Source organism: Pseudoalteromonas sp. S16_S37 (assembly GCF_014694405.1).
Lineage (GTDB): Bacteria > Pseudomonadota > Gammaproteobacteria > Enterobacterales > Alteromonadaceae > Pseudoalteromonas.
This window is the reverse complement of record NZ_JAAUWV010000005.1, coordinates 112,167-129,628: the sequence shown is the minus strand read 5'-3', so window position 1 is coordinate 129,628 and position 17,462 is coordinate 112,167. Positions and strand designations below refer to the sequence as shown.

At 41.9% G+C, this 17,462-nt stretch carries 21 protein-coding genes; 14 read left to right on the top strand and 7 right to left on the bottom strand.

All coding sequences use genetic code 11. The features are described from left to right. The first annotated feature begins 25 nt into the window (after positions 1–25). From HC733_RS04565 to glpG, 4 genes are all read left to right on the top strand, one after another. The gene (locus HC733_RS04565; RefSeq protein ID WP_190363861.1) at positions 26–1,222 is read left to right on the top strand and encodes a glycine C-acetyltransferase; all 1,197 of its coding nucleotides are present in this window, start codon (positions 26–28) and stop codon (positions 1,220–1,222) included. A 43-nt stretch (positions 1,223–1,265) separates the two neighbouring features. Next, positions 1,266–2,291 carry an L-threonine 3-dehydrogenase gene (gene tdh, locus HC733_RS04560; protein WP_190363860.1) on the top strand — a complete coding sequence of 342 codons (1,026 nt, stop codon included), beginning with the start codon at positions 1,266–1,268 and terminating at the stop codon, positions 2,289–2,291. 65 nt (positions 2,292–2,356) lie between these two features. Next, positions 2,357–2,674 (top strand): thiosulfate sulfurtransferase GlpE, encoded by a 318-nt coding sequence (gene glpE / locus HC733_RS04555; protein ID WP_171627439.1) that lies wholly within the window; start codon positions 2,357–2,359, stop codon positions 2,672–2,674. After that, positions 2,671–3,498, top strand: a complete 828-nt coding sequence (gene glpG / locus HC733_RS04550) for a rhomboid family intramembrane serine protease GlpG (protein ID WP_190363859.1) — start codon at positions 2,671–2,673, stop codon at positions 3,496–3,498. The genes glpE and glpG overlap by 4 nt, the downstream gene beginning before the upstream one ends. Here the strand turns inward: glpG and HC733_RS04545 are convergent. Next, on the bottom strand, positions 3,479–3,874 hold the full coding sequence (locus tag HC733_RS04545) for a flagellar basal body-associated protein FliL (RefSeq protein WP_190363904.1): 396 nt from the start codon (positions 3,872–3,874) through the stop codon (positions 3,479–3,481). The two genes, glpG and HC733_RS04545, sit on opposite strands and share 20 nt — an antisense overlap. 178 nt (positions 3,875–4,052) lie before the next feature. Between HC733_RS04545 and HC733_RS04540 the strand changes: the two genes are divergently transcribed. After that, positions 4,053–4,598, top strand: a complete 546-nt coding sequence (locus HC733_RS04540; RefSeq protein WP_190363858.1) for a chorismate--pyruvate lyase family protein — start codon at positions 4,053–4,055, stop codon at positions 4,596–4,598. Further along, complete coding sequence (gene ubiA, locus HC733_RS04535) at positions 4,576–5,448, top strand: 4-hydroxybenzoate octaprenyltransferase (protein ID WP_190363857.1); 873 nt, start codon at positions 4,576–4,578, stop codon at positions 5,446–5,448. Before HC733_RS04540 ends, ubiA begins: the two co-directional genes overlap by 23 nt. Before the next feature lie 54 nt (positions 5,449–5,502). On the opposite strand, the gene HC733_RS04530 is transcribed toward ubiA, so the two are convergent. The 3 genes from HC733_RS04530 to HC733_RS04520 form a co-directional block, all read right to left on the bottom strand. Further along, positions 5,503–6,402, bottom strand: a complete 900-nt coding sequence (locus HC733_RS04530; protein ID WP_190363856.1) for a LysR family transcriptional regulator — start codon at positions 6,400–6,402, stop codon at positions 5,503–5,505. Between the two features lie 110 nt (positions 6,403–6,512). Continuing rightward, complete coding sequence (locus HC733_RS04525; RefSeq protein ID WP_190363855.1) at positions 6,513–8,039, bottom strand: DUF3369 domain-containing protein; 1,527 nt, start codon at positions 8,037–8,039, stop codon at positions 6,513–6,515. A gap of 63 nt (positions 8,040–8,102) precedes the next feature. Next, the gene (locus HC733_RS04520; RefSeq protein ID WP_190363854.1) at positions 8,103–8,498 is read right to left on the bottom strand and encodes a DUF2721 domain-containing protein; all 396 of its coding nucleotides are present in this window, start codon (positions 8,496–8,498) and stop codon (positions 8,103–8,105) included. Between the two features lie 35 nt (positions 8,499–8,533). Here HC733_RS04520 and HC733_RS04515 point away from each other — a divergent pair, with 35 nt between their 5' ends. The 3 genes from HC733_RS04515 to tsaD all read left to right on the top strand — a co-directional run bounded on the left by HC733_RS04515 (position 8,534) and on the right by tsaD (position 10,540). Then, entirely contained in the window at positions 8,534–8,866 is a 333-nt protein-coding gene (locus HC733_RS04515) for a putative signal transducing protein (RefSeq protein ID WP_190363853.1), read from the top strand. After that, positions 8,850–9,440, top strand: coding sequence for a YjaG family protein (locus HC733_RS04510; RefSeq protein ID WP_190363852.1), 591 nt, complete (start codon positions 8,850–8,852; stop codon positions 9,438–9,440). Before HC733_RS04515 ends, HC733_RS04510 begins: the two co-directional genes overlap by 17 nt. Positions 9,441–9,526: 86 nt before the next feature. After that, positions 9,527–10,540: a tRNA (adenosine(37)-N6)-threonylcarbamoyltransferase complex transferase subunit TsaD gene (tsaD, locus tag HC733_RS04505; RefSeq protein WP_190363851.1), complete on the top strand. Its 1,014-nt coding sequence runs from the start codon at positions 9,527–9,529 to the stop codon at positions 10,538–10,540. On the opposite strand, the gene plsY is transcribed toward tsaD, so the two are convergent. Beyond that, on the bottom strand, positions 10,537–11,124 hold the full coding sequence (plsY, locus tag HC733_RS04500) for a glycerol-3-phosphate 1-O-acyltransferase PlsY (RefSeq protein ID WP_190363850.1): 588 nt from the start codon (positions 11,122–11,124) through the stop codon (positions 10,537–10,539). The two genes, tsaD and plsY, sit on opposite strands and share 4 nt — an antisense overlap. A gap of 113 nt (positions 11,125–11,237) precedes the next feature. On the opposite strand from plsY, the gene folB reads away from it, so the two are divergent. From folB to HC733_RS04485, 3 genes are read left to right on the top strand one after another with little or no spacing between them, the layout of a single operon-like run. Further along, positions 11,238–11,591: a dihydroneopterin aldolase gene (folB, locus tag HC733_RS04495; RefSeq protein WP_190363849.1), complete on the top strand. Its 354-nt coding sequence runs from the start codon at positions 11,238–11,240 to the stop codon at positions 11,589–11,591. 2 nt (positions 11,592–11,593) lie between these two features. After that, the gene (gene folK, locus HC733_RS04490; protein WP_190363848.1) at positions 11,594–12,082 is read left to right on the top strand and encodes a 2-amino-4-hydroxy-6-hydroxymethyldihydropteridine diphosphokinase; all 489 of its coding nucleotides are present in this window, start codon (positions 11,594–11,596) and stop codon (positions 12,080–12,082) included. After that, positions 12,079–12,882 carry an undecaprenyl-diphosphate phosphatase gene (locus tag HC733_RS04485; RefSeq protein ID WP_190363847.1) on the top strand — a complete coding sequence of 268 codons (804 nt, stop codon included), beginning with the start codon at positions 12,079–12,081 and terminating at the stop codon, positions 12,880–12,882. The genes folK and HC733_RS04485 overlap by 4 nt, the downstream gene beginning before the upstream one ends. A 131-nt stretch (positions 12,883–13,013) precedes the next feature. Here the strand turns inward: HC733_RS04485 and HC733_RS04480 are convergent, their stop codons facing one another. After that, entirely contained in the window at positions 13,014–14,117 is a 1,104-nt protein-coding gene (locus HC733_RS04480; protein ID WP_190363846.1) for a tRNA nucleotidyltransferase, read from the bottom strand. 103 nt (positions 14,118–14,220) lie between these two features. On the opposite strand from HC733_RS04480, the gene HC733_RS04475 reads away from it, so the two are divergent. Together HC733_RS04475 and HC733_RS04470 are read left to right on the top strand one after the other, a co-directional pair. After that, the gene (locus HC733_RS04475; protein ID WP_190363845.1) at positions 14,221–15,135 is read left to right on the top strand and encodes an AAA family ATPase; all 915 of its coding nucleotides are present in this window, start codon (positions 14,221–14,223) and stop codon (positions 15,133–15,135) included. Between the two features lie 9 nt (positions 15,136–15,144). Then, positions 15,145–16,161 (top strand): general secretion pathway protein GspB, encoded by a 1,017-nt coding sequence (locus HC733_RS04470; RefSeq protein WP_190363844.1) that lies wholly within the window; start codon positions 15,145–15,147, stop codon positions 16,159–16,161. A gap of 2 nt (positions 16,162–16,163) precedes the next feature. Here HC733_RS04470 and HC733_RS04465 read toward each other — a convergent pair whose 3' ends face one another. Continuing rightward, complete coding sequence (locus HC733_RS04465; RefSeq protein ID WP_190363843.1) at positions 16,164–17,414, bottom strand: HD-GYP domain-containing protein; 1,251 nt, start codon at positions 17,412–17,414, stop codon at positions 16,164–16,166. Positions 17,415–17,462 lie beyond the last annotated feature (48 nt).

Sequence of the window (17,462 nt, the reverse complement as noted above, 5' to 3'; positions counted from 1 at the left end):
CCCGTGCAAATAATGGAGACTCCAAATGAGAGCATCGGCCTTTTACAGCCAGATTCAAAATCAGCTTGAAGAAGTAAAAGCTGAAGGTTTATACAAAAGTGAGCGTATTATCACTTCTTCTCAGCAAGCTGAAATTGCAGTTTCAAGTGGCGATTCAGTGATTAACTTCTGTGCTAACAACTATTTGGGACTTGCCAATCATCCAACTTTGATTGCGGCAGCCAAGCAGGGGTTAGATGCTCATGGTTTTGGTGTTGCTTCAGTGCGTTTTATTTGTGGCACACAAGATATTCATAAAACACTTGAAGCGAAAATCAGTGAGTTTTTACAAACAGAAGACACGATTCTCTATTCTTCATGTTTTGATGCAAACGCAGGTCTTTTTGAAACTATTCTTGGCCCTGATGATGCGATTATTTCTGATGCACTAAACCATGCTTCGATTATTGATGGTGTGCGTCTATGTAAAGCTAAGCGCTTTCGCTATGCAAACAACGACATGGCTGATTTAGAAAAGCAGTTAATTGCAGCCGATGAAGCGGGTGTAAAAAATAAGCTGATCGCTACCGATGGTGTATTTTCGATGGATGGCGTGATCTGTAACTTAGAAGCGCTATGTGACTTAGCCGATAAGTATGATGCGCTAGTGATGGTGGATGATTCACATGCGGTTGGTTTTGTAGGTGAAAATGGCCGTGGCACACCTGAGTATTGTGGTGTGATGGACCGAGTTGATATCATTACAGGTACACTTGGTAAAGCGCTGGGGGGCGCATCAGGTGGTTACACATCAGGTAAAAAAGAAGTCATTGACTGGCTACGTCAGCGTTCTCGTCCATACTTATTCTCTAACTCTTTGGCTCCTTCGATTGTAACAGCGTCAATAGCAGTACTGGACATGCTAAAAGACGGCAAAGAGTTACGCGACACTTTGTGGAGCAACGCCGCTTACTTCCGTGAAAAAATGGAAGCGGCTGGATTTACATGTGCAGGTAAAGATCATGCCATCATTCCTGTCATGTTGGGTGATGCAAAAGTTGCCGCGCAGATGGCAGACAAATTACTTGCAGAAGGTATTTATGTGACTGGTTTCTCTTTCCCTGTAGTACCAAAAGGGCAAGCGAGGATCCGTACACAAATTTCTGCTGCTCATACGCGTGAGCAGCTAGACAAGGCCATTGATGCCTTTACTCGTATTGGTAAAGAGCTAGGCATTATTTAATTTCAAAGCAAGCAACGAGCTTGCTTGTCACTGAGTAACGAGTATGAAAGCTTTATCTAAGTTAAAAGCAGAACCAGGGATATGGATGACAGATGCGCCTAAACCGGAAGTAGGGCACAACGATCTGTTAATTAAGATCCGTAAAACTGCAATTTGTGGTACGGACGTACATATCTATAAATGGGATGAATGGGCGCAAAAGACGATCCCAACTCCTATGGTTGTAGGTCATGAGTACGTTGGTGAAGTGGTCGACATGGGCCAAGAAGTACGCGGCTTTAAAGTTGGCGATAGAGTCTCTGGTGAAGGGCACATAACTTGCGGTCATTGTCGAAACTGTCGAGCAGGACGTGTGCATTTGTGTCGTAACACTACGGGTGTTGGCGTAAATCGTGAAGGTTCATTTGCCGAGTACTTGGTGATCCCCGCATTTAACGCGTTCAAAATCCCAGACAATATCTCTGATGAGTTAGCATCGATTTTTGACCCGTTTGGTAACGCAGTACACACAGCCCTGTCTTTTGATTTGGTAGGTGAAGATGTTTTGATAACTGGCGCAGGTCCAATCGGGATTATGGCGGCAGCAGTTGCCAAACACGTCGGCGCACGTTATGTGGTGATCACTGATGTGAATGACTACCGCTTAGAGCTTGCTCGTAAAATGGGTGCAACGAGAGCGGTAAATGTCGCTAACGAAAAGCTTGAAGATACCATGAAAGAGCTAGGTATGACTGAAGGCTTCGATATTGGCTTAGAAATGTCGGGCGTTCCCGTGGCATTTAACAGCATGCTTAACAATATGAACCATGGTGGCAAAATTGCGATGTTGGGAATTCCACCGTCAGATATGGCCGTTGACTGGAACCAAGTTATTTTTAAAGGTCTTGTGATCAAGGGGATCTATGGCCGCGAAATGTTTGAAACTTGGTATAAAATGGCAAGTTTAATCCAATCAGGTCTTAATCTTGAGCCAATTATTACTCACCGATTCCATATTGATGAGTTCCAAAAAGGCTTTGATACGATGATTTCTGGTCAATCGGGTAAAGTGATCTTAAACTGGGATTAGACCCGCAGTGGTAAATTCATCAAGGCGGCATAGGTCGCCTTTTTTATTATAAGAGTAGTATTTTTATGTCAATGAAACATATCTCTGTTGCGCAAACTAAAGAGCTATTAGGGCGTGACGATGTGGTAATAGCAGATATTCGTGATGAAAATAGTTTTGCACAAGGACATATTCCTGGTTCAGAGCACCTATCTAATGCCAATATCGCGCACTTTATGCAAGAAAAAGAGTTCGATCAGCCCATAATTGTGGTTTGCTATCATGGTATTAGCTCGCAAGGGGCTGCAAATTATTTAATTGAGCAGGGATTTGAAGATGTTTACAGCATGGATGGCGGTTTTACACAGTGGGCATCTGAATTACCGGATCAAGTAAATAGATGATTTTATTGGGTACTTTTAATAACCCTCGCGCCGTCCAAGGTGCTGCGGATTATTTTAAAACACAAGGTGTGCCAGTGAGCTTGCGCTCTGATGATGGTACACGTGTAGAGGTTTGGGTACCCAATGAATTTGAAAGCAAAGCTAGTTTTCTTTGGCAAGAGTTTTTATCTGACCCTTATCACGATAGATACTTAGCTGCATCATGGCAAAGTGGTGAAGCAAGATCGCCACTCAAATATGCATCAAGCGACTTAAATTTAACGCAGCGTTTTATATCACTGCACTGGTTCGTAAAGCTTATTTTTATTCTTTGTATAGGTGTATTTTTCAGCTTTTATTTGTTTGATGCAAATACCATTTTTAGTCACTTGCAGTTTAAAGCACACGATCCGCTCAGTTGGTTTACACCTGTATTGTTGCATTTCGGTGTATTGCACTTGGTATTTAATCTAAGTTGGTGGTTACATTTGGGTCAGCAGATAGTTAGCCGCTCAGGGGCTATGTACATCTACATACTGTTTATTTTTAGTGCTATAGCGAGTAACTGGGCGCAGTTTATTATGGTTGACAGTCGTTTTGGTGGTCTTAGTGGTGTTGTGTATGCACTACTTGGTTACGCTTGGGTATTCAGCGCTAAAAACCCAGCACAGCCCTCTATAGTGAGTAAAGGTGTTGTTGGCTTTATGCTGTTATGGATGATATTTGGGTTTACCGATATGTTTTTTATTAGTATGGCGAATTGGGCTCATCTATTTGGGTTACTTACAGGTGTGGTTGTTGCGCTGTTGCAACCAAACAAGCGCACTAGTGATACAAGTATTTAGTAAACAATACGTCGCGAATAATCTCTTCACCCGTTTCTTCTTTCAGTAGGTTTTTAAGCTTATCAGCACAACGGCGTCTAATCTCTTCTCGGCCAGTTAAAGATTTTATGGTTTCTTCAGGCTCTTTACTTAAGATTTGTACAATAGCATCTCTTAGAAGTGGGGTATGATGTTCCACAACACTGATGTTACTGACGTCTTCTAGCATTAAATCAACAGTAACACGAACATAACCAAGCTTCTTATTTGATTGTCCAATGTAGTTTGTAATGATATCTGGCTCAAAACCAAAGTAGCCTACATTGGATTCTGCACGTGCGCCAAAACTTGCAATGACAAGGATAAAAACCGCAAAGAAGTAATATGGTTTGTTCATAACAATTTGAAATCCCGTTGGTTCAAAAGTGAAACTGGCAATGCTAAGTGTATACTTAAATTGCATTATTTTACACATTTGTGATGTATATCTTATTAAAATATCAGCAAACTTTTTTGAAGCTGTGGGTAGTGCTATGATATGGGGGAATTTTCAAAGATCAGATAGAGTTTTGTTGATGGCACCTTTTTCCATTGACTTTGAGTGGCAATCAGCACCAGAGTATTCCCATTTATCAAGCGAAGACGCAGCAATTATTTTAGACAGCGGTTCTTTAACATCTCGTTTGAAAGAGCAAAGTAACGATTTTAGGGTGGATGTATTGCAAGAGCAGTGGATAGCTGCATCACAAGAGCACAAAAAGCTTTTGGGGCAATATTGCACGCAATTGCAATGTAGAGAAGTGCTGCTAGTATGTGATGATGTCGCAAGAGTATATGCACAAAGTTGGATAAGCACCCAAGCTTCTGATTTAGGTGTTCGCCAGCTAGGTAGCAAACCCTTAGGTGAAGTGTTGTTTCAAGACAAATCGTGGCAACATACGCCGCTTGAAGTGGCACAAGTCGATTACCCCAATGCGCTTGCGCCTCTGCTTAAAGATTTACACTTACCGGAGCAGCGTTTATATGCAAGGCGTCGCGTTTTTGTTTATCAGGACGCTAAAATAATGGTCTGCGAAGTATTTTTGCCAAAGGTTAACTATGCAACTCAATTTGCTTCATAAATCGCATTTTACTGCATACTTGCGTTTGATGCGCACAGACAGACCTATAGGCACCTTATTATTACTATGGCCTACTTACTGGGCGTTGTGGCTGGCTAACTCGGGTGTCCCACCCATTGAACTACTCATCATTTTTAGTTGTGGTGTATTTGTGATGCGCAGTGCTGGCTGCGTGATCAATGACTTTGCAGATAGAAAAATAGATGGTGCGGTAAAGCGTACCGCTGCACGTCCTTTAGCAACTGGTGAAGTTGAACCAGGTGAAGCGTTAAGCTTATTTTGTTTACTTATTGGTTTAGCTTTTGCGCTTGTTCTTATGCTTAACTGGCAAACCATATTATTGTCAGTCGCTGCATTAATGTTGGCTGCGTGTTACCCCTTTATGAAGCGTTATACGCATTTGCCTCAAGTGGTGTTAGGGATGGCATATAGCTTTTCTATTCCCATGGCGTTTATGGCAAGTTTGGAAGTTGTTCCCGAATATGCATGGTTTATGTTTATAGCCAATGTACTGTGGACTGTTGCTTACGATACGATGTATGCCATGGTAGATAGAGATGATGACTTAAAAATAGGCGTTAAATCGACGGCAATTCTTTTTGGTAAGCATGATAGATATTGGATCGCAATTCTCAATAGTGTTTTCATTGCAATTATGGTGTTTGTCGGAATAAATCAAAGTCTGCATTGGCCTTATTTCTTTGGGCTTATTTTTGCAGTATTGTTGTTGCTTTTGCTTCAGGTATCAATACACAAAAGGGATAGAGATAATTGCTTCAAAGCTTTTTTAAGTAACAACAGAGTTGGTTTGGTTATTTTCCTCGGGGTTGCTTGTAATTACCTGATATAAAATTATTCATAAAAAAAAGGTGCGCGAAGCACCTTTTTTTATGTGGATAAATCACTACACATTTGAAGTGTATGCTTTAGCCTTTGCCGAAGTCTCGATCAAACTAAGTAGGTGTTTGATGTGGCTGTCACGGCTGACATGGTGGTTGGTTTGAACAACTAATTGTTCATGGTTTATGTCTTTGTTGGTTTTCAAAATCACCAAACTAGGGTCTTGCGCAATGGTATTAGCATGTTCAATACTCGCAATAGCAAAATGATTTGATTGCTTAAGGCCATCCATCACTTGATCGATGTTGCCTATCTTCATACTGCTGCTTTTGTTGAGTCCCTCAACTGCTTCATTTAGCATTGATTGAACTTGTTTTGATTGCGAAAAACAACCATACATAGGGAAATCATGTAGCTCTTCTTTGCGCAGCGAATCTTTACTGGCAAGCGGATGGTGTTTAGCAACAAACAATATAAGTTGATCAGGAAGGTAGATATCGCTAACCACATTACTTGCTGATTGTAAGTAAACACTGATATCAATTTCACCAAGTTGCAGTTTGCGCGTTAACTCATGCTCGTCTTGTAATTGCATCTCAATTTTAATATTCGGAAAATCAGCAAGAAACTGACCGCATGACATGGGCACAATTGAACTGGCTTCGCTGGTGTATCCGATCACTAGCTTCTGTTGGTCTCTACCAAACAAACTTTGTTTGATAGTTTTCTTGGTTAGTTCAAGCTCTGACAGCGTTGTTTTACAATAACTCAAAAACATTTCACCTTGTTCGGTGAGCCTTACTGAGCGGGTTGAACGTTTTACAAGTTCGCAGCCAATTTCATCTTCCAGTGTTTGGATACTTCTGGTCAATGCTGAAGTGCTTATTTGTGTTTGTTCTGCAGCTTGTCTGAAATGACGTAAATTGCCCAAGGCGACAAACTGTTCTAGTTGTTCAAATCTCATTCGAAATTCCTTTTAATTTCTACTTATCACATAACATTAATGTGTTTTCCTAATACTAATACAAGTATCAGGAGATTGAAAGTGAATATTTTACATTTTGCTTACAAGTTTCAATCAGGGTAGCTGTCTCTAATTGCGATAAACTGATCTAAGTTGTTTATAAATAAATCAACGAGTTTTGGATCGAATTGCCTTCCCTTCTCAGATTCTATCAGCGCTAGTACTTTTTCTAAAGGCCAAGCAGGCTTATAACATCTATCACTGCCTAGTGCATCAAAGACATCGGCCAATGCGGTTATTCGCCCGACTATGTCTATTTTCTCACCTTTTAAGCCTCTCGGGTACCCCGTACCATCCCATTTTTCGTGGTGTTGATGCGCTATTGTAGCGCCACATTGCAATATTTCGTTAGAAGAATGTTGTAAAATTTCGTAACCAGTTTGTGCGTGAGTCATCATTATTGCCCATTCACTTTCTGTGAGCTTATCAGGTTTATTTAAAATGTTGTCAGGAATGCTAATTTTCCCAATATCATGTAGCGGTGAAGCGAGCTTTATGATTTCTGCTCGGTAGTCTGAAAGCCCATATAACTGTGCTAGAAGCATACTGTAGTGCGCGACACGTTTAACATGAGAGCCTGTTTCTTTAGAGCGACGCTCAACGGCTTCACCAAGTATGTATGACAGTTCTTTTTGCGAATCTTTCACTGTTTCTCGTAGCTTAATATTGTCATAGGCAAGCGCAATGTTATTTGCAAAAAACTCCAATAATTGCCTGTCAGTACTCTTCATTTTTGAGTCTTTTCCGACATAAAGCATGGTTTCTCCCCCACCGGCGGAAGGGAAATAACCTACATATTCAGTCTCGGTGGAACGCGAAGCTTTTACATTATGAGACTCTATAAAAAGCGCTTTAACATGCTCAGGTATTGAGGAAGACTTGGGTTCAACTCCTTGTCCTGATGCGGCTAATAATCTAAATTTTGCAGCTGAATCGTTTGCATGATTTATTGCTGCGGCACAATAAATGTCATTGTCATTTAAGCCCATCACGTTGGATACATGTTCTAAAATTGTAGAGGCAAATTCGCGTACACTGTTGCATTGCAAAAAAGATGATGAAGCATTGATTATTTGCTCTAAACCTCTTTTGTGTCGCTCTATTGTTTGAATATCTCGGTGTGCACGTAAGGCGGAATAGAGCAAAGTTTTGAGCTTTACGGCAGTTAGTTCTGTTTTGTTTTTGTAATCATTAATGTCATAGTCTCTTATTACAGACTCTTCGGGGGCTTCACCTGGTTGGCCGGTACGCAAGATTAGTCGCACATCATGATTTTCTAATTCGTTTCTAATGTATTTAATAAGGTCTAGGCCTGCATGGTTTGTTTCCATAACAACGTCAACTAAGCCGACAGATATGAGTTCTTCTCTTTCGAGAATTTCTTTGGCTTGTTTGGCAGAGTAGGCGTGATGAAAACGAAGTGGCTTTTTTTCAAACTCAAAGCCAGACAGCACTAATTTGGTCACCTGATGGATATCTTCTTCATCATCAACGATTAAGATATCCCAATACTCAGAAGCAAGGTTTGGGTTATTTGGCTCTTCTATTGATTCATCAGAGAAAAGAAAACTGCTCACTCGCCGCCCCTTTAATGACTATTCACTTTGTCAGTATAGTCATTAATGTGAGGGGCTGCTTAATCATAAAGTTGGCTTTTTCTCAATATTTTGCAATTCTATTTCAATTGCATCACAAGAAATATGGATCTCATACAAAGAGATAATTAGAGAGAAGATTAAACAGCATAAACTGGCCCCGAACAAAATGATGCCAGTCAAAGCGATTTCAATAAAGAGTGCAAACATGGACAGCGTACACAATAAAAAGGCAACAACTCCCCAAACTTGCATTAAGCGTATTAATTTAATTCGTTTGCGCAAATTATTGATTTGGGCACGGACGAGCGGGCGAATATTTTCTCCTTCTCGCGCATTTAGCTCACGTATAAGTTGCGCTAACACCAAAAAGCGATTGGTATAGGCCAATAAAAGTAAAGAAATAGCAGGAAATAGGAGTCCAGGAGTGGTTAATGTCATTTTTATCTCTTTAGTAATCGCGGAACAATTTTATTATGACAGATAATAGCTTTAAGTGGCGATGTGTATTTACTACTGAAAACTTGTTAGAAGCACACATTGTGCAAGGCTTGTTATCACAAGCAAAGATTGAAACACGTATTAGTGGTGAACCTTTGCAGGGGGGAATTGGCGAGATCCCAGCAGAGCAAGCAAAGCTGAGTTTACTCGTTTATGAGATAAAAGAGCGCGCAGCGCAAAAAATATTGCTAGACTACGCGCAACAGCATGCCAGCTCAGACTGGTGTTGCAATCATTGTACAGAACTCAATGGACCAGCTTTTCAATATTGCTGGCAATGTGGAAAACATAATGACAAAAGCGAATAACTTTCAGAGAATTAGAGAGCTTAATTACTTACAGCAAGCAGTTCTAGCTGCTGCGATTATTGAAAGAATGTTGCCTAACTATGGGCTATTTAGTGAAGCTACCCAATTTGGCGATGAATCTGCTTTGCGAAACGCGTTAAATGTATGTTGGGAAAAGATACTACTTCCAAAAAGTAAAATCAGCCTTGAAAAGCAGATTGAAAAGGTTGAGCCAAACGTTCCAGAATTGTCGCAATTTGATATGTTTGGTACTTACCTTGCTATCGACGCTGCAACCGCATTGCTTGGACTGATGAATGGTTTAATGACCAAAGACGAGCAAGAGTTTGTTAGCATTGCCAAAATATCTCAAGCAACCGTTGCGCGTTATGTTGAGTTTTTATTGGAAAGTGAAGATATTGAGCCGGATAATAAATCAGTCCGTGAACACCCTTTGATGCAATACGAAATTGAAGTGTTGTCAGAACTTATCGACTTTGTTGAAAATATGGGCCGAATTGAAGCTGACAATGTAAAAGCGCTCAAACAACAGGCGCTGGCCGATGGTCAAACCAATATAGGCATAGCAATTTAGCCAGAGAACGGGCTTTTACTTGCCCAATAAAAGTCACTAAAGGTAAAATACCCGCCTTTTATATCATCCATCTTGGGAGTGAGTGCGTGCGAATTTTAGGCATAGAATCATCGTGTGATGAAACCGGTATTGCTATTTATGACGATGAGCAAGGCTTATTGGCTCATCAGCTGTATAGCCAAGTCAAAGTGCATGCCGATTACGGTGGTGTTGTGCCTGAGCTGGCATCTCGCGATCACGTCCGCAAAACTATTCCGTTGATTGAAGCAGCATTTGCGCAAGCTGGGTGTGGCCCTGAATCACTAGATGGAGTTGCCTATACGGCGGGACCTGGACTTGTGGGGGCATTGTTGGTGGGAACTTCAATTGGCCGTTCATTGGCTTTTGGTTGGAATATTCCGGCGGTAGCAGTTCACCATATGGAAGGCCATTTGTTGGCACCCATGCTTGAAGATGAACGCCCTGATTTTCCTTTTATCGCTCTGCTCGTTTCGGGAGGCCATACTATGATGGTCAAAGTCGACGGCATTGGTGAATATGAAGTGTTAGGTGAGTCAGTCGATGATGCCGCCGGTGAAGCGTTTGATAAAACAGCTAAACTCTTAGGGTTAGATTATCCAGGTGGCCCGTTACTTGCGAAAATGGCGCTGCAGGGGGTTGCAGAGCGTTTTGTTTTTCCAAGACCTATGACCGACAGGCCTGGCTTAGACTTCAGTTTTAGTGGTTTAAAAACGGCAGCTGCTAATACGATTCGCTCAGCGGGTGATGATATGCAAACTAAGGCAGATATTGCACACGCTTTCCAAACAGCAGTTATCGATACGTTAGCGATTAAATGTAAACGTGCTTTAAAGCAAACCAAAATAAAGCGTTTGGTTATTGCCGGTGGTGTGAGTGCCAATGTTGAGTTACGAGCGAAGCTTGAACGTGTTATGCAAGGTATGCAGGGGAAAGTTTATTACCCTCGAACAGAGTTTTGTACAGATAATGGTGCAATGATAGCCTATGCAGGAATGCAGCGTTTAAAAGCAAAGCAATACGCCCCACTTGATATGAAAACGCAGCCACGTTGGCCTTTGGATAGCCTTAAGCCAATTTAACGTTTTTTATCACCTACCTTTGGCTCTTTACCTTTAAGGAGCCTTTTGATGTTTTCTCTGTGTCTAAAAATAATCAGCACGGTTAAAAAGCTTACTGGCAATGTATAAATTGGTTTTATCCACCAAGTATATAAAGGCGCAAGGCTAACCGTAGTAATCGCGGCCAGTGATGAATAGCGGGTTAGCCATAGTATTACTAACCATGTGCTGAGCAGTAACCCACCTAACGACAAACCAATGGGCAATAATGCTCCAAATGCAGTCGCTACGGCTTTACCACCGTTAAAATGGAAGAAAATAGGGTAGATATGTCCTAAACAGGCAGCAACGGCAACGGCACCTAGCCAAATGGGCTCGATTTGCAGGAAATAGGCACCCCAGACTGGGATGGTACCTTTTAGAATATCAAACACTAACACTAAAATTGCAGGTAGTTTTCCACCTAAGCGAAGCACATTTGTGGCGCCTGGATTTTGAGAACCAGAAAAGCGGGGATCGGGTAAAGCAAATACCCTACAGACCAGAACTGCTGAAGAGATTGAGCCTATTAAGTATGCGCAGACACAGATTAAACTAACTAACACGTGTTTCCTTATTTTGTCTTGTGGCGTTTTCGGCTATGATCGGCGTTTCGATGCCGACTGTGGTTCGCGACCTGCAGTCATCAGAGCAGTGTTTAGTAACCAGTGGAGTATCAATGGATAAGGTTTATATATCACAACTACACGTCGAAACTATAATAGGAGTTTACGACTTTGAAAAGGAAAGTAAACAAAGCTTGTATTTTGACATTGATATGTTGACCGATATCTCGGCTGCCGCACAAACGGATGATATCAACTTAGCGGTTGATTATTCAAAAGTCAGTGAACGAGTAATAGAACATACTACTGCTAAGCCGGTGGAGTTGTTAGAGACGCTGTTAGAGCAGCTTGCTGCCATGATCCTTGGCGAGTTTAATGTTGAACAGGTGACTATTAGAGTTAGCAAACCAGCAGCGGTTCAACAGGCGAAAACGGTAGGCGTTGAGATAACAAGAGCGAAACACTAGTTATGGCGCAAATATACATTAGTCTTGGCTCGAATGTTAATCGTGAGCACAATTTAAGAGCTGGTTTCAATGCGCTTATAAAATACTTCCCGAACTACCAACATTCGAATATCTATGAAAGTGAAGCTGTTGGGTTCAATGGTAGCAACTTTTATAATTCGGTACTTGGTGCAACGACACAGATGCCACTTCATGAAGTGTGTAGCTTGCTAAAGCAAATCGAGCTGGAAAATGGCCGTACTCGTAATGATAAAAAGTTTAGTCCGCGTACGCTTGATTTAGATTTATTGTTTTATGACGATGTCATATGTGAACAACCTGCGCAGTTGCCAAGAGACGAAATCACAAAAAATGCATTTGTGTTATTGCCCTTGTCAGAAATTGCCCCAAGTTATATCCATCCTGTTAGTCAACAAAGTATAGCCAGTATCTGGCAAGCATATAACAACCCTCAACAAAAACTATGGAAAGTGGAGCTGTCTTTACTATGAGTATTATTGAAGTGATTTTTCTGGCACTGGTGCAAGGGTTAACAGAGTTTTTACCAATCTCTAGCTCGGCACATTTAATTTTGCCTTCACAAGTGTTGGGGTGGGCAGACCAAGGCACGGCTTTTGATGTGGCGGTACATGTAGGTACCTTATTAGCTGTGGTTATTTATTTTCGTAAGGAAGTAGGAGAGATCTTAGGCGCGTGGTTCAAGTCTTTTGGCCAACAAGGTAAAACAGATGATAGTCAATTAGGCTGGTGGATAATCATCGCAACGCTGCCTTCGTTGATCATAGGTTATCTTGTTAAAGATTATGTAGAGGTGTATTCACGCAATGCTTGGATCATTGCAACCACAACAGTGGTGTTTGGTTTATTACTTTGGTATGCAGATGCCAAAGCTAAGCAAATCAAAACAATCTATCAAATTAATTGGCTGAGTGCGTTATTGATCGGGCTATCGCAGGTTGTAGCAATGATTTTCCCCGGTACTTCGCGTTCAGGGATCACCATGACGGTTGGACTGTTACTAGGCTTAAATAAACAAAGCGCAGCACGTTTTTCATTTTTAATGTCGATTCCTGTCATCGCGGCTGCGGGGTCTTATTACATCTATAAGCTGATAAGCGCGGGTGAAGTGATAAATTGGAATGCCATTTTACTAGGCACCGCTTTATCCTTTATTGCCGCATATGCTTGTATTCACTTTTTCTTAAAGGTCATTGAGCGTATGGGAATGTTCCCTTTCGTGGTATATCGATTATTACTCGGCGCTGCGCTCTTCACTTTCTTACTTTGGTAATACGCTACAGACGAGGCGCAATGGCTATATACATTGCGCCCTGTTATATAAATTACGCGGTGACTTTTATTGTTAGGCTATTAAAATTAGGTTTGTTGGCAAACAAAGTAAACACGCTTGTCTTGGCGCGCTTAAAGTGATGAACTTATGGCCACTAAACGAGCTTGACTCAATTGCTCTTTTATTTGCGCCCCTTTGTAGCCTTGGGCAATGATATTTTGCACATCCACTTTTATAGCGTGTTGCGCCGAGTTTTTTATTTTATTAATAACCTCTAATTGTTCTGGTGTATGTGCTTGCGCAGTTTGGCAAAATACCTCAAAACGCTCTGGTCTGCGCCATACATCAAGTGCATTAAGTAACTTTAGAACGCTTTGAGCACACAGAGCGTCCTCGTGCAATAAGCTTTTATAGCGGCAAAAATCTCTAGCGCACTGTGCGTATTTATTTGGCACTTTTAAGGTTTGCTCAATGTTTTGCAAGTCTTCAAGTTGGCATGGTGCCAGCCATAAACAAAACTGCACAAGCTTAAAATTCGGGCTATCATTTTGCAGTTGACTGACTTTTTCTGTTAGCGCGTTACTTTGTGCTTTGTCCCATGTTTGGAACATGGGGAATACCAACTTAAGCGCATCAATCTGTTGTAATACATCGCAAAAAATCGCTATGCAGCCATCATCCAAGCACTTTTCTATCTCCATCCACACACGCTCTTTGGTCAAGGTTGCAAGTTCTCCTTGTTTTACCATTTCAGCCATTAGTTCACGTGTTTCAGGTGCAATCGTAAAGCCCAAATAGTGATAGCGAGCGGCAAATCGAGCAACACGCAAAATACGCAGAGGATCTTCGCTAAAGGCTGGGCCGACGTGTCTAAGTATTCTGTTTGCGATATCTTGCTGGCCGTTAAACGGGTCAACTAGCTGACCATTTTCGCTTTTAGCGATGGCATTAACGGTGAGATCTCGACGATATAGGTCTTGCTCTAAGGTGATATCTGGTGAAAAGTCACAAATGAAGCCGCCATAGCCTTGCCCCTGTTTACGCTCGGTTCTGGCCAAGGCATATTCAGCTTTACTTTTGGGATGCAAAAAGACTGGGAAATCTTTACCAACTTGGCTGTAACCCAGCGACAGCATTTGCTCTATGGTTGCACCTACAACCACATAGTCTTTATCAATTATCGGGCGATTGAGCAATTCATCTCTAACAGCACCGCCAACTAAATACACTTGCATAGTGTCCTCAACAAAACAATTTACGCAAAATTAGAAACAAGGTTTTAACTTACCGTGTTTTTTTGCCATTATAGGCACCATCATAACAATAAAGAGACGCATCGTGTATTTACGCTATTTTGGATTGAGCGAAAAACCGTTTTCTATTGCTCCTAACCCTGAATATCTATTTTTAAGTGACAGGCACAAAGAGGCTTTGGCACACTTAACCTATGGTCTGGGAGATGCTGGTGGCTTTGTGTTGCTAACAGGTGAAGTGGGGACAGGCAAAACCACGGTTACTCGCAGCATGCTAGCACAACTTTCTGAGTCAACTCAGGTGGCTTTTATCCTTAACCCTGCGTTGTCTGAAATTGAACTGCTTGCCAGTATCTGTGATGAATTAAAAATTGCTTATCCATCCGAGCAGGCAAGCTTAAAGGTGCTGACCGATCTCATCAAAGCGCGGTTACTCGAAAACCACGCCTCAGGTGGTCACACTATGCTGATCATCGATGAAGCACAGCATTTAGCTGCTGAAGTGCTGGAGCAGCTGCGTCTGCTGACAAACCTAGAAACCGACCACAAGAAGTTGTTGCAAATCGTGCTAGTTGGTCAGCCAGAATTACAGCACCTGTTACAGCGCAACGAATTGCGGCAATTGGCGCAACGTATTACAGCGCGCTACCATCTATTGCCACTGACTCAGTCACAAGTTTATGCCTATATTCAGCACCGACTACAAAAAGCAGGCTGTCAGAGTATGCTGTTTAATCATGATGCGATTGCCTACATGCATAAGGTCACGGCGGGCATTCCACGGTTGTTAAACTTACTGGCCGATCGTTGCTTGCTCGGCGCATACTCTGCTCAACAGCAGGTTATTGATAAAAAAATTGCAATGCAAGCAGCTAAAGAAGCATTGCCGTTAGATTTAGTGCCAATGCAATCCAAGCCACAAAAGTCAAAAGCTTGGTGGCTGTCATCGGCTGCATTGGCTAGTTTTGTGTTTGGTTTTGCACTTTCATTTGTTTTTTAGTGGTGAGTTATGTCGTACTTAGTTAATGCCTTAAAGCAATCACAGCAAGCTGCCCATAGTGAGCAAGATCACTTAGCTTATCAACATGAAAAACAACTTAGATTGTATAAAACGTTGGTCTTGGGATTATCAAGCGTAGTACTCATCGGTGGGCTTTCTTTTATAGGATTCATGACTGGTCATTACTTTCAATCATCAATTGCGCAAACAACAACTACCGCTCAAGCACAAAGTGAGAAACAAGCCCCTGAGCTGGCTGATACTAATAAATCGCAACAAAATCCAGATAAAGGCCAACCTTTAACGGCACAAGTGTCTGCAGCGACTAGTCAAACACAAAATGTGATGACACAGCCAGTAACACAACCTACGAATGTGATGGCAGGCCAGCCAGTGGCAACAAACAACAATATGATGAGTGCGGTTCAGTACCAATGGATGACAGTGCAAGTTGGTTTTGATGCCAATGGACAAGCTTTATATCGCCAGCAGTTGGTACCAGTAACCAATAATCAGGTGATGAATGTGCTGCCAACGATGCCGCAGCAAACTGGGCAGCAAAATCTGCAGTTTCAAAATAATCAACAAACACCGCAAGAAGACTTGAGTCAATATAGAGTGCTGGGCAAACCCTTATCTGCACCGTTAAAAGAAGAGAGAGGGTCAGAAGACCCAGCACTTGCTGGTGTATCTGAAGAGCTTAAAGAAGCGTTTGCACAAGCTGTTGCGCAAACAGAGACTCAACAGCCTCACCATGTTACAGCAAGTAGTCGTGATTCTGCTCGCGCCACACCGATTGAGCTGCTGCCAAGTGCGTTGCAAAACAGTTTGCCACCATTACGTTATCAGGCGCATATTTACGCCACTGATGCGGACAAGCGATGGATAAAGCTCAATAACCGCGAGCTTTATGAAGGTGACAGTATCGGTGCGTTGCAGTTGGTGGAGATCACGCCAGAGCAAGCGCTGTTTAACTATGATGGCTATGAATTTAGTATGAAGGCGATGCAAGACTGGCTGCCATAACATTATGGCAGCATGGAGTGTTTAAAGAACTTCAGCAAGTTGAGACTGAATTCTTCGGGCTTTATTGCCGCTTCAATTTCATCATCTGAACGTTTGCTAGATAAATCAACGTCCTTTACTTCGGTATAGTGCATATGTTTAGCGTGGTAGAATACTTTTACTACGGGCTGCAGTGGTGTTTGGGGATTACTTTGACTGATAACACCCACACGCTGACTTTTTAGTTTTACCAATGTGCCAACAGGATACACCCCCATACAATGAATAAATGCATTGAGTAGGGTTTCGTCGTAATGATGCGGTACGTGCTCTCGTAGCACCTTAAATGTGGCTACTGGAGTTTTGCTACTTTTGTATACTCTGTCAGCCGTAATCGCATCGTAACTATCTACGATGGCAATCATACGAACAAATAGGGATAACTCATCGGCTTTTTTCCCATAAGGGTAGCCACTGCCGTCCAAGCGCTCATGATGAAACCCTGCGATTTCGATTGCAATATCACCAAGGTTGGCATTTGCGACGATGTCATAACTGAAACGAGCATGTTGCTTCATCAGTTCATATTCTTCATCGGTGAGTGTGCCAGGTTTATTTAGAATCTCATCGGGTACTTGAATTTTACCGATGTCATGAAGTAACGCGCCTGTGGTGATTTGTTCAATCAGCTCACGTTCAAAAGCTAAATGCTTAGCAAAAATGCCAATCAAAATGGCGACATTGATAGAATGCTCAAGTAAGTAGGCATCTTTGTCTTTGATTTGTGCGATGCAAGCCAGCGCGTCTTGGTTTCTAAACACTGAGTCAATTAAACCACTGGCGGTATCTTGAAATGGCGTGAGATCAAGCTGTTTGCCATTTTTTAAATCATCAAATGTTTTTTGCTGTAATGCTTTGGCTTGTTGATAGAGTGCGTTGGCTTTATCGAGTTCATTTTCTATTGAGGTTGATTTATGAAAAGGGTCGTGCTTTTTTGTAGCAGGTTGCTTTTTTTCTTCGCGATGGGCCACTTTACTTTGTGATGGTGCCTGCTGTGCTGGTTTTTCAGCGCTATCAGATTGCTTTTTCCCGCTTGTATTTAGTGTTTTATCTGGGTCAATTTCAACCGCCATAACTCCTGCTTTAAGGAGATTATCAATGCCACCTTGGGTTTTAACCCAGCCTTGATTTTTCACTTTAACGTGACCTGTTTGTTTAGTCACGCCAACGACAAACATCCCTGGCTTTAACTCATTGATATCTATAATTTTCAATTTAATGCCCTTGCAATCTTAAGGTTAATTTTAAGGTTAGCAAAGGAT

Coding starts and splice junctions, on each gene's coding strand:
- HC733_RS04485 (WP_190363847.1), top strand. CDS start 12,079: ATGAGTATTATTGAAGTGATTTTTCTGGCACTGGTGCAAGGGTTAACA.
- HC733_RS04565 (WP_190363861.1), top strand. CDS start 26: ATGAGAGCATCGGCCTTTTACAGCCAGATTCAAAATCAGCTTGAAGAA.
- ubiA (WP_190363857.1), top strand. CDS start 4,576: ATGCAACTCAATTTGCTTCATAAATCGCATTTTACTGCATACTTGCGT.
- HC733_RS04530 (WP_190363856.1), bottom strand. CDS start 6,402: ATGAGATTTGAACAACTAGAACAGTTTGTCGCCTTGGGCAATTTACGT.
- folK (WP_190363848.1), top strand. CDS start 11,594: ATGGCGCAAATATACATTAGTCTTGGCTCGAATGTTAATCGTGAGCAC.
- HC733_RS04540 (WP_190363858.1), top strand. CDS start 4,053: ATGGCACCTTTTTCCATTGACTTTGAGTGGCAATCAGCACCAGAGTAT.
- glpE (WP_171627439.1), top strand. CDS start 2,357: ATGTCAATGAAACATATCTCTGTTGCGCAAACTAAAGAGCTATTAGGG.
- HC733_RS04545 (WP_190363904.1), bottom strand. CDS start 3,874: ATGAACAAACCATATTACTTCTTTGCGGTTTTTATCCTTGTCATTGCA.
- tdh (WP_190363860.1), top strand. CDS start 1,266: ATGAAAGCTTTATCTAAGTTAAAAGCAGAACCAGGGATATGGATGACA.
- HC733_RS04515 (WP_190363853.1), top strand. CDS start 8,534: ATGACAGATAATAGCTTTAAGTGGCGATGTGTATTTACTACTGAAAAC.
- HC733_RS04470 (WP_190363844.1), top strand. CDS start 15,145: ATGTCGTACTTAGTTAATGCCTTAAAGCAATCACAGCAAGCTGCCCAT.
- HC733_RS04510 (WP_190363852.1), top strand. CDS start 8,850: ATGACAAAAGCGAATAACTTTCAGAGAATTAGAGAGCTTAATTACTTA.
- HC733_RS04480 (WP_190363846.1), bottom strand. CDS start 14,117: ATGCAAGTGTATTTAGTTGGCGGTGCTGTTAGAGATGAATTGCTCAAT.
- folB (WP_190363849.1), top strand. CDS start 11,238: ATGGATAAGGTTTATATATCACAACTACACGTCGAAACTATAATAGGA.
- glpG (WP_190363859.1), top strand. CDS start 2,671: ATGATTTTATTGGGTACTTTTAATAACCCTCGCGCCGTCCAAGGTGCT.
- HC733_RS04520 (WP_190363854.1), bottom strand. CDS start 8,498: ATGACATTAACCACTCCTGGACTCCTATTTCCTGCTATTTCTTTACTT.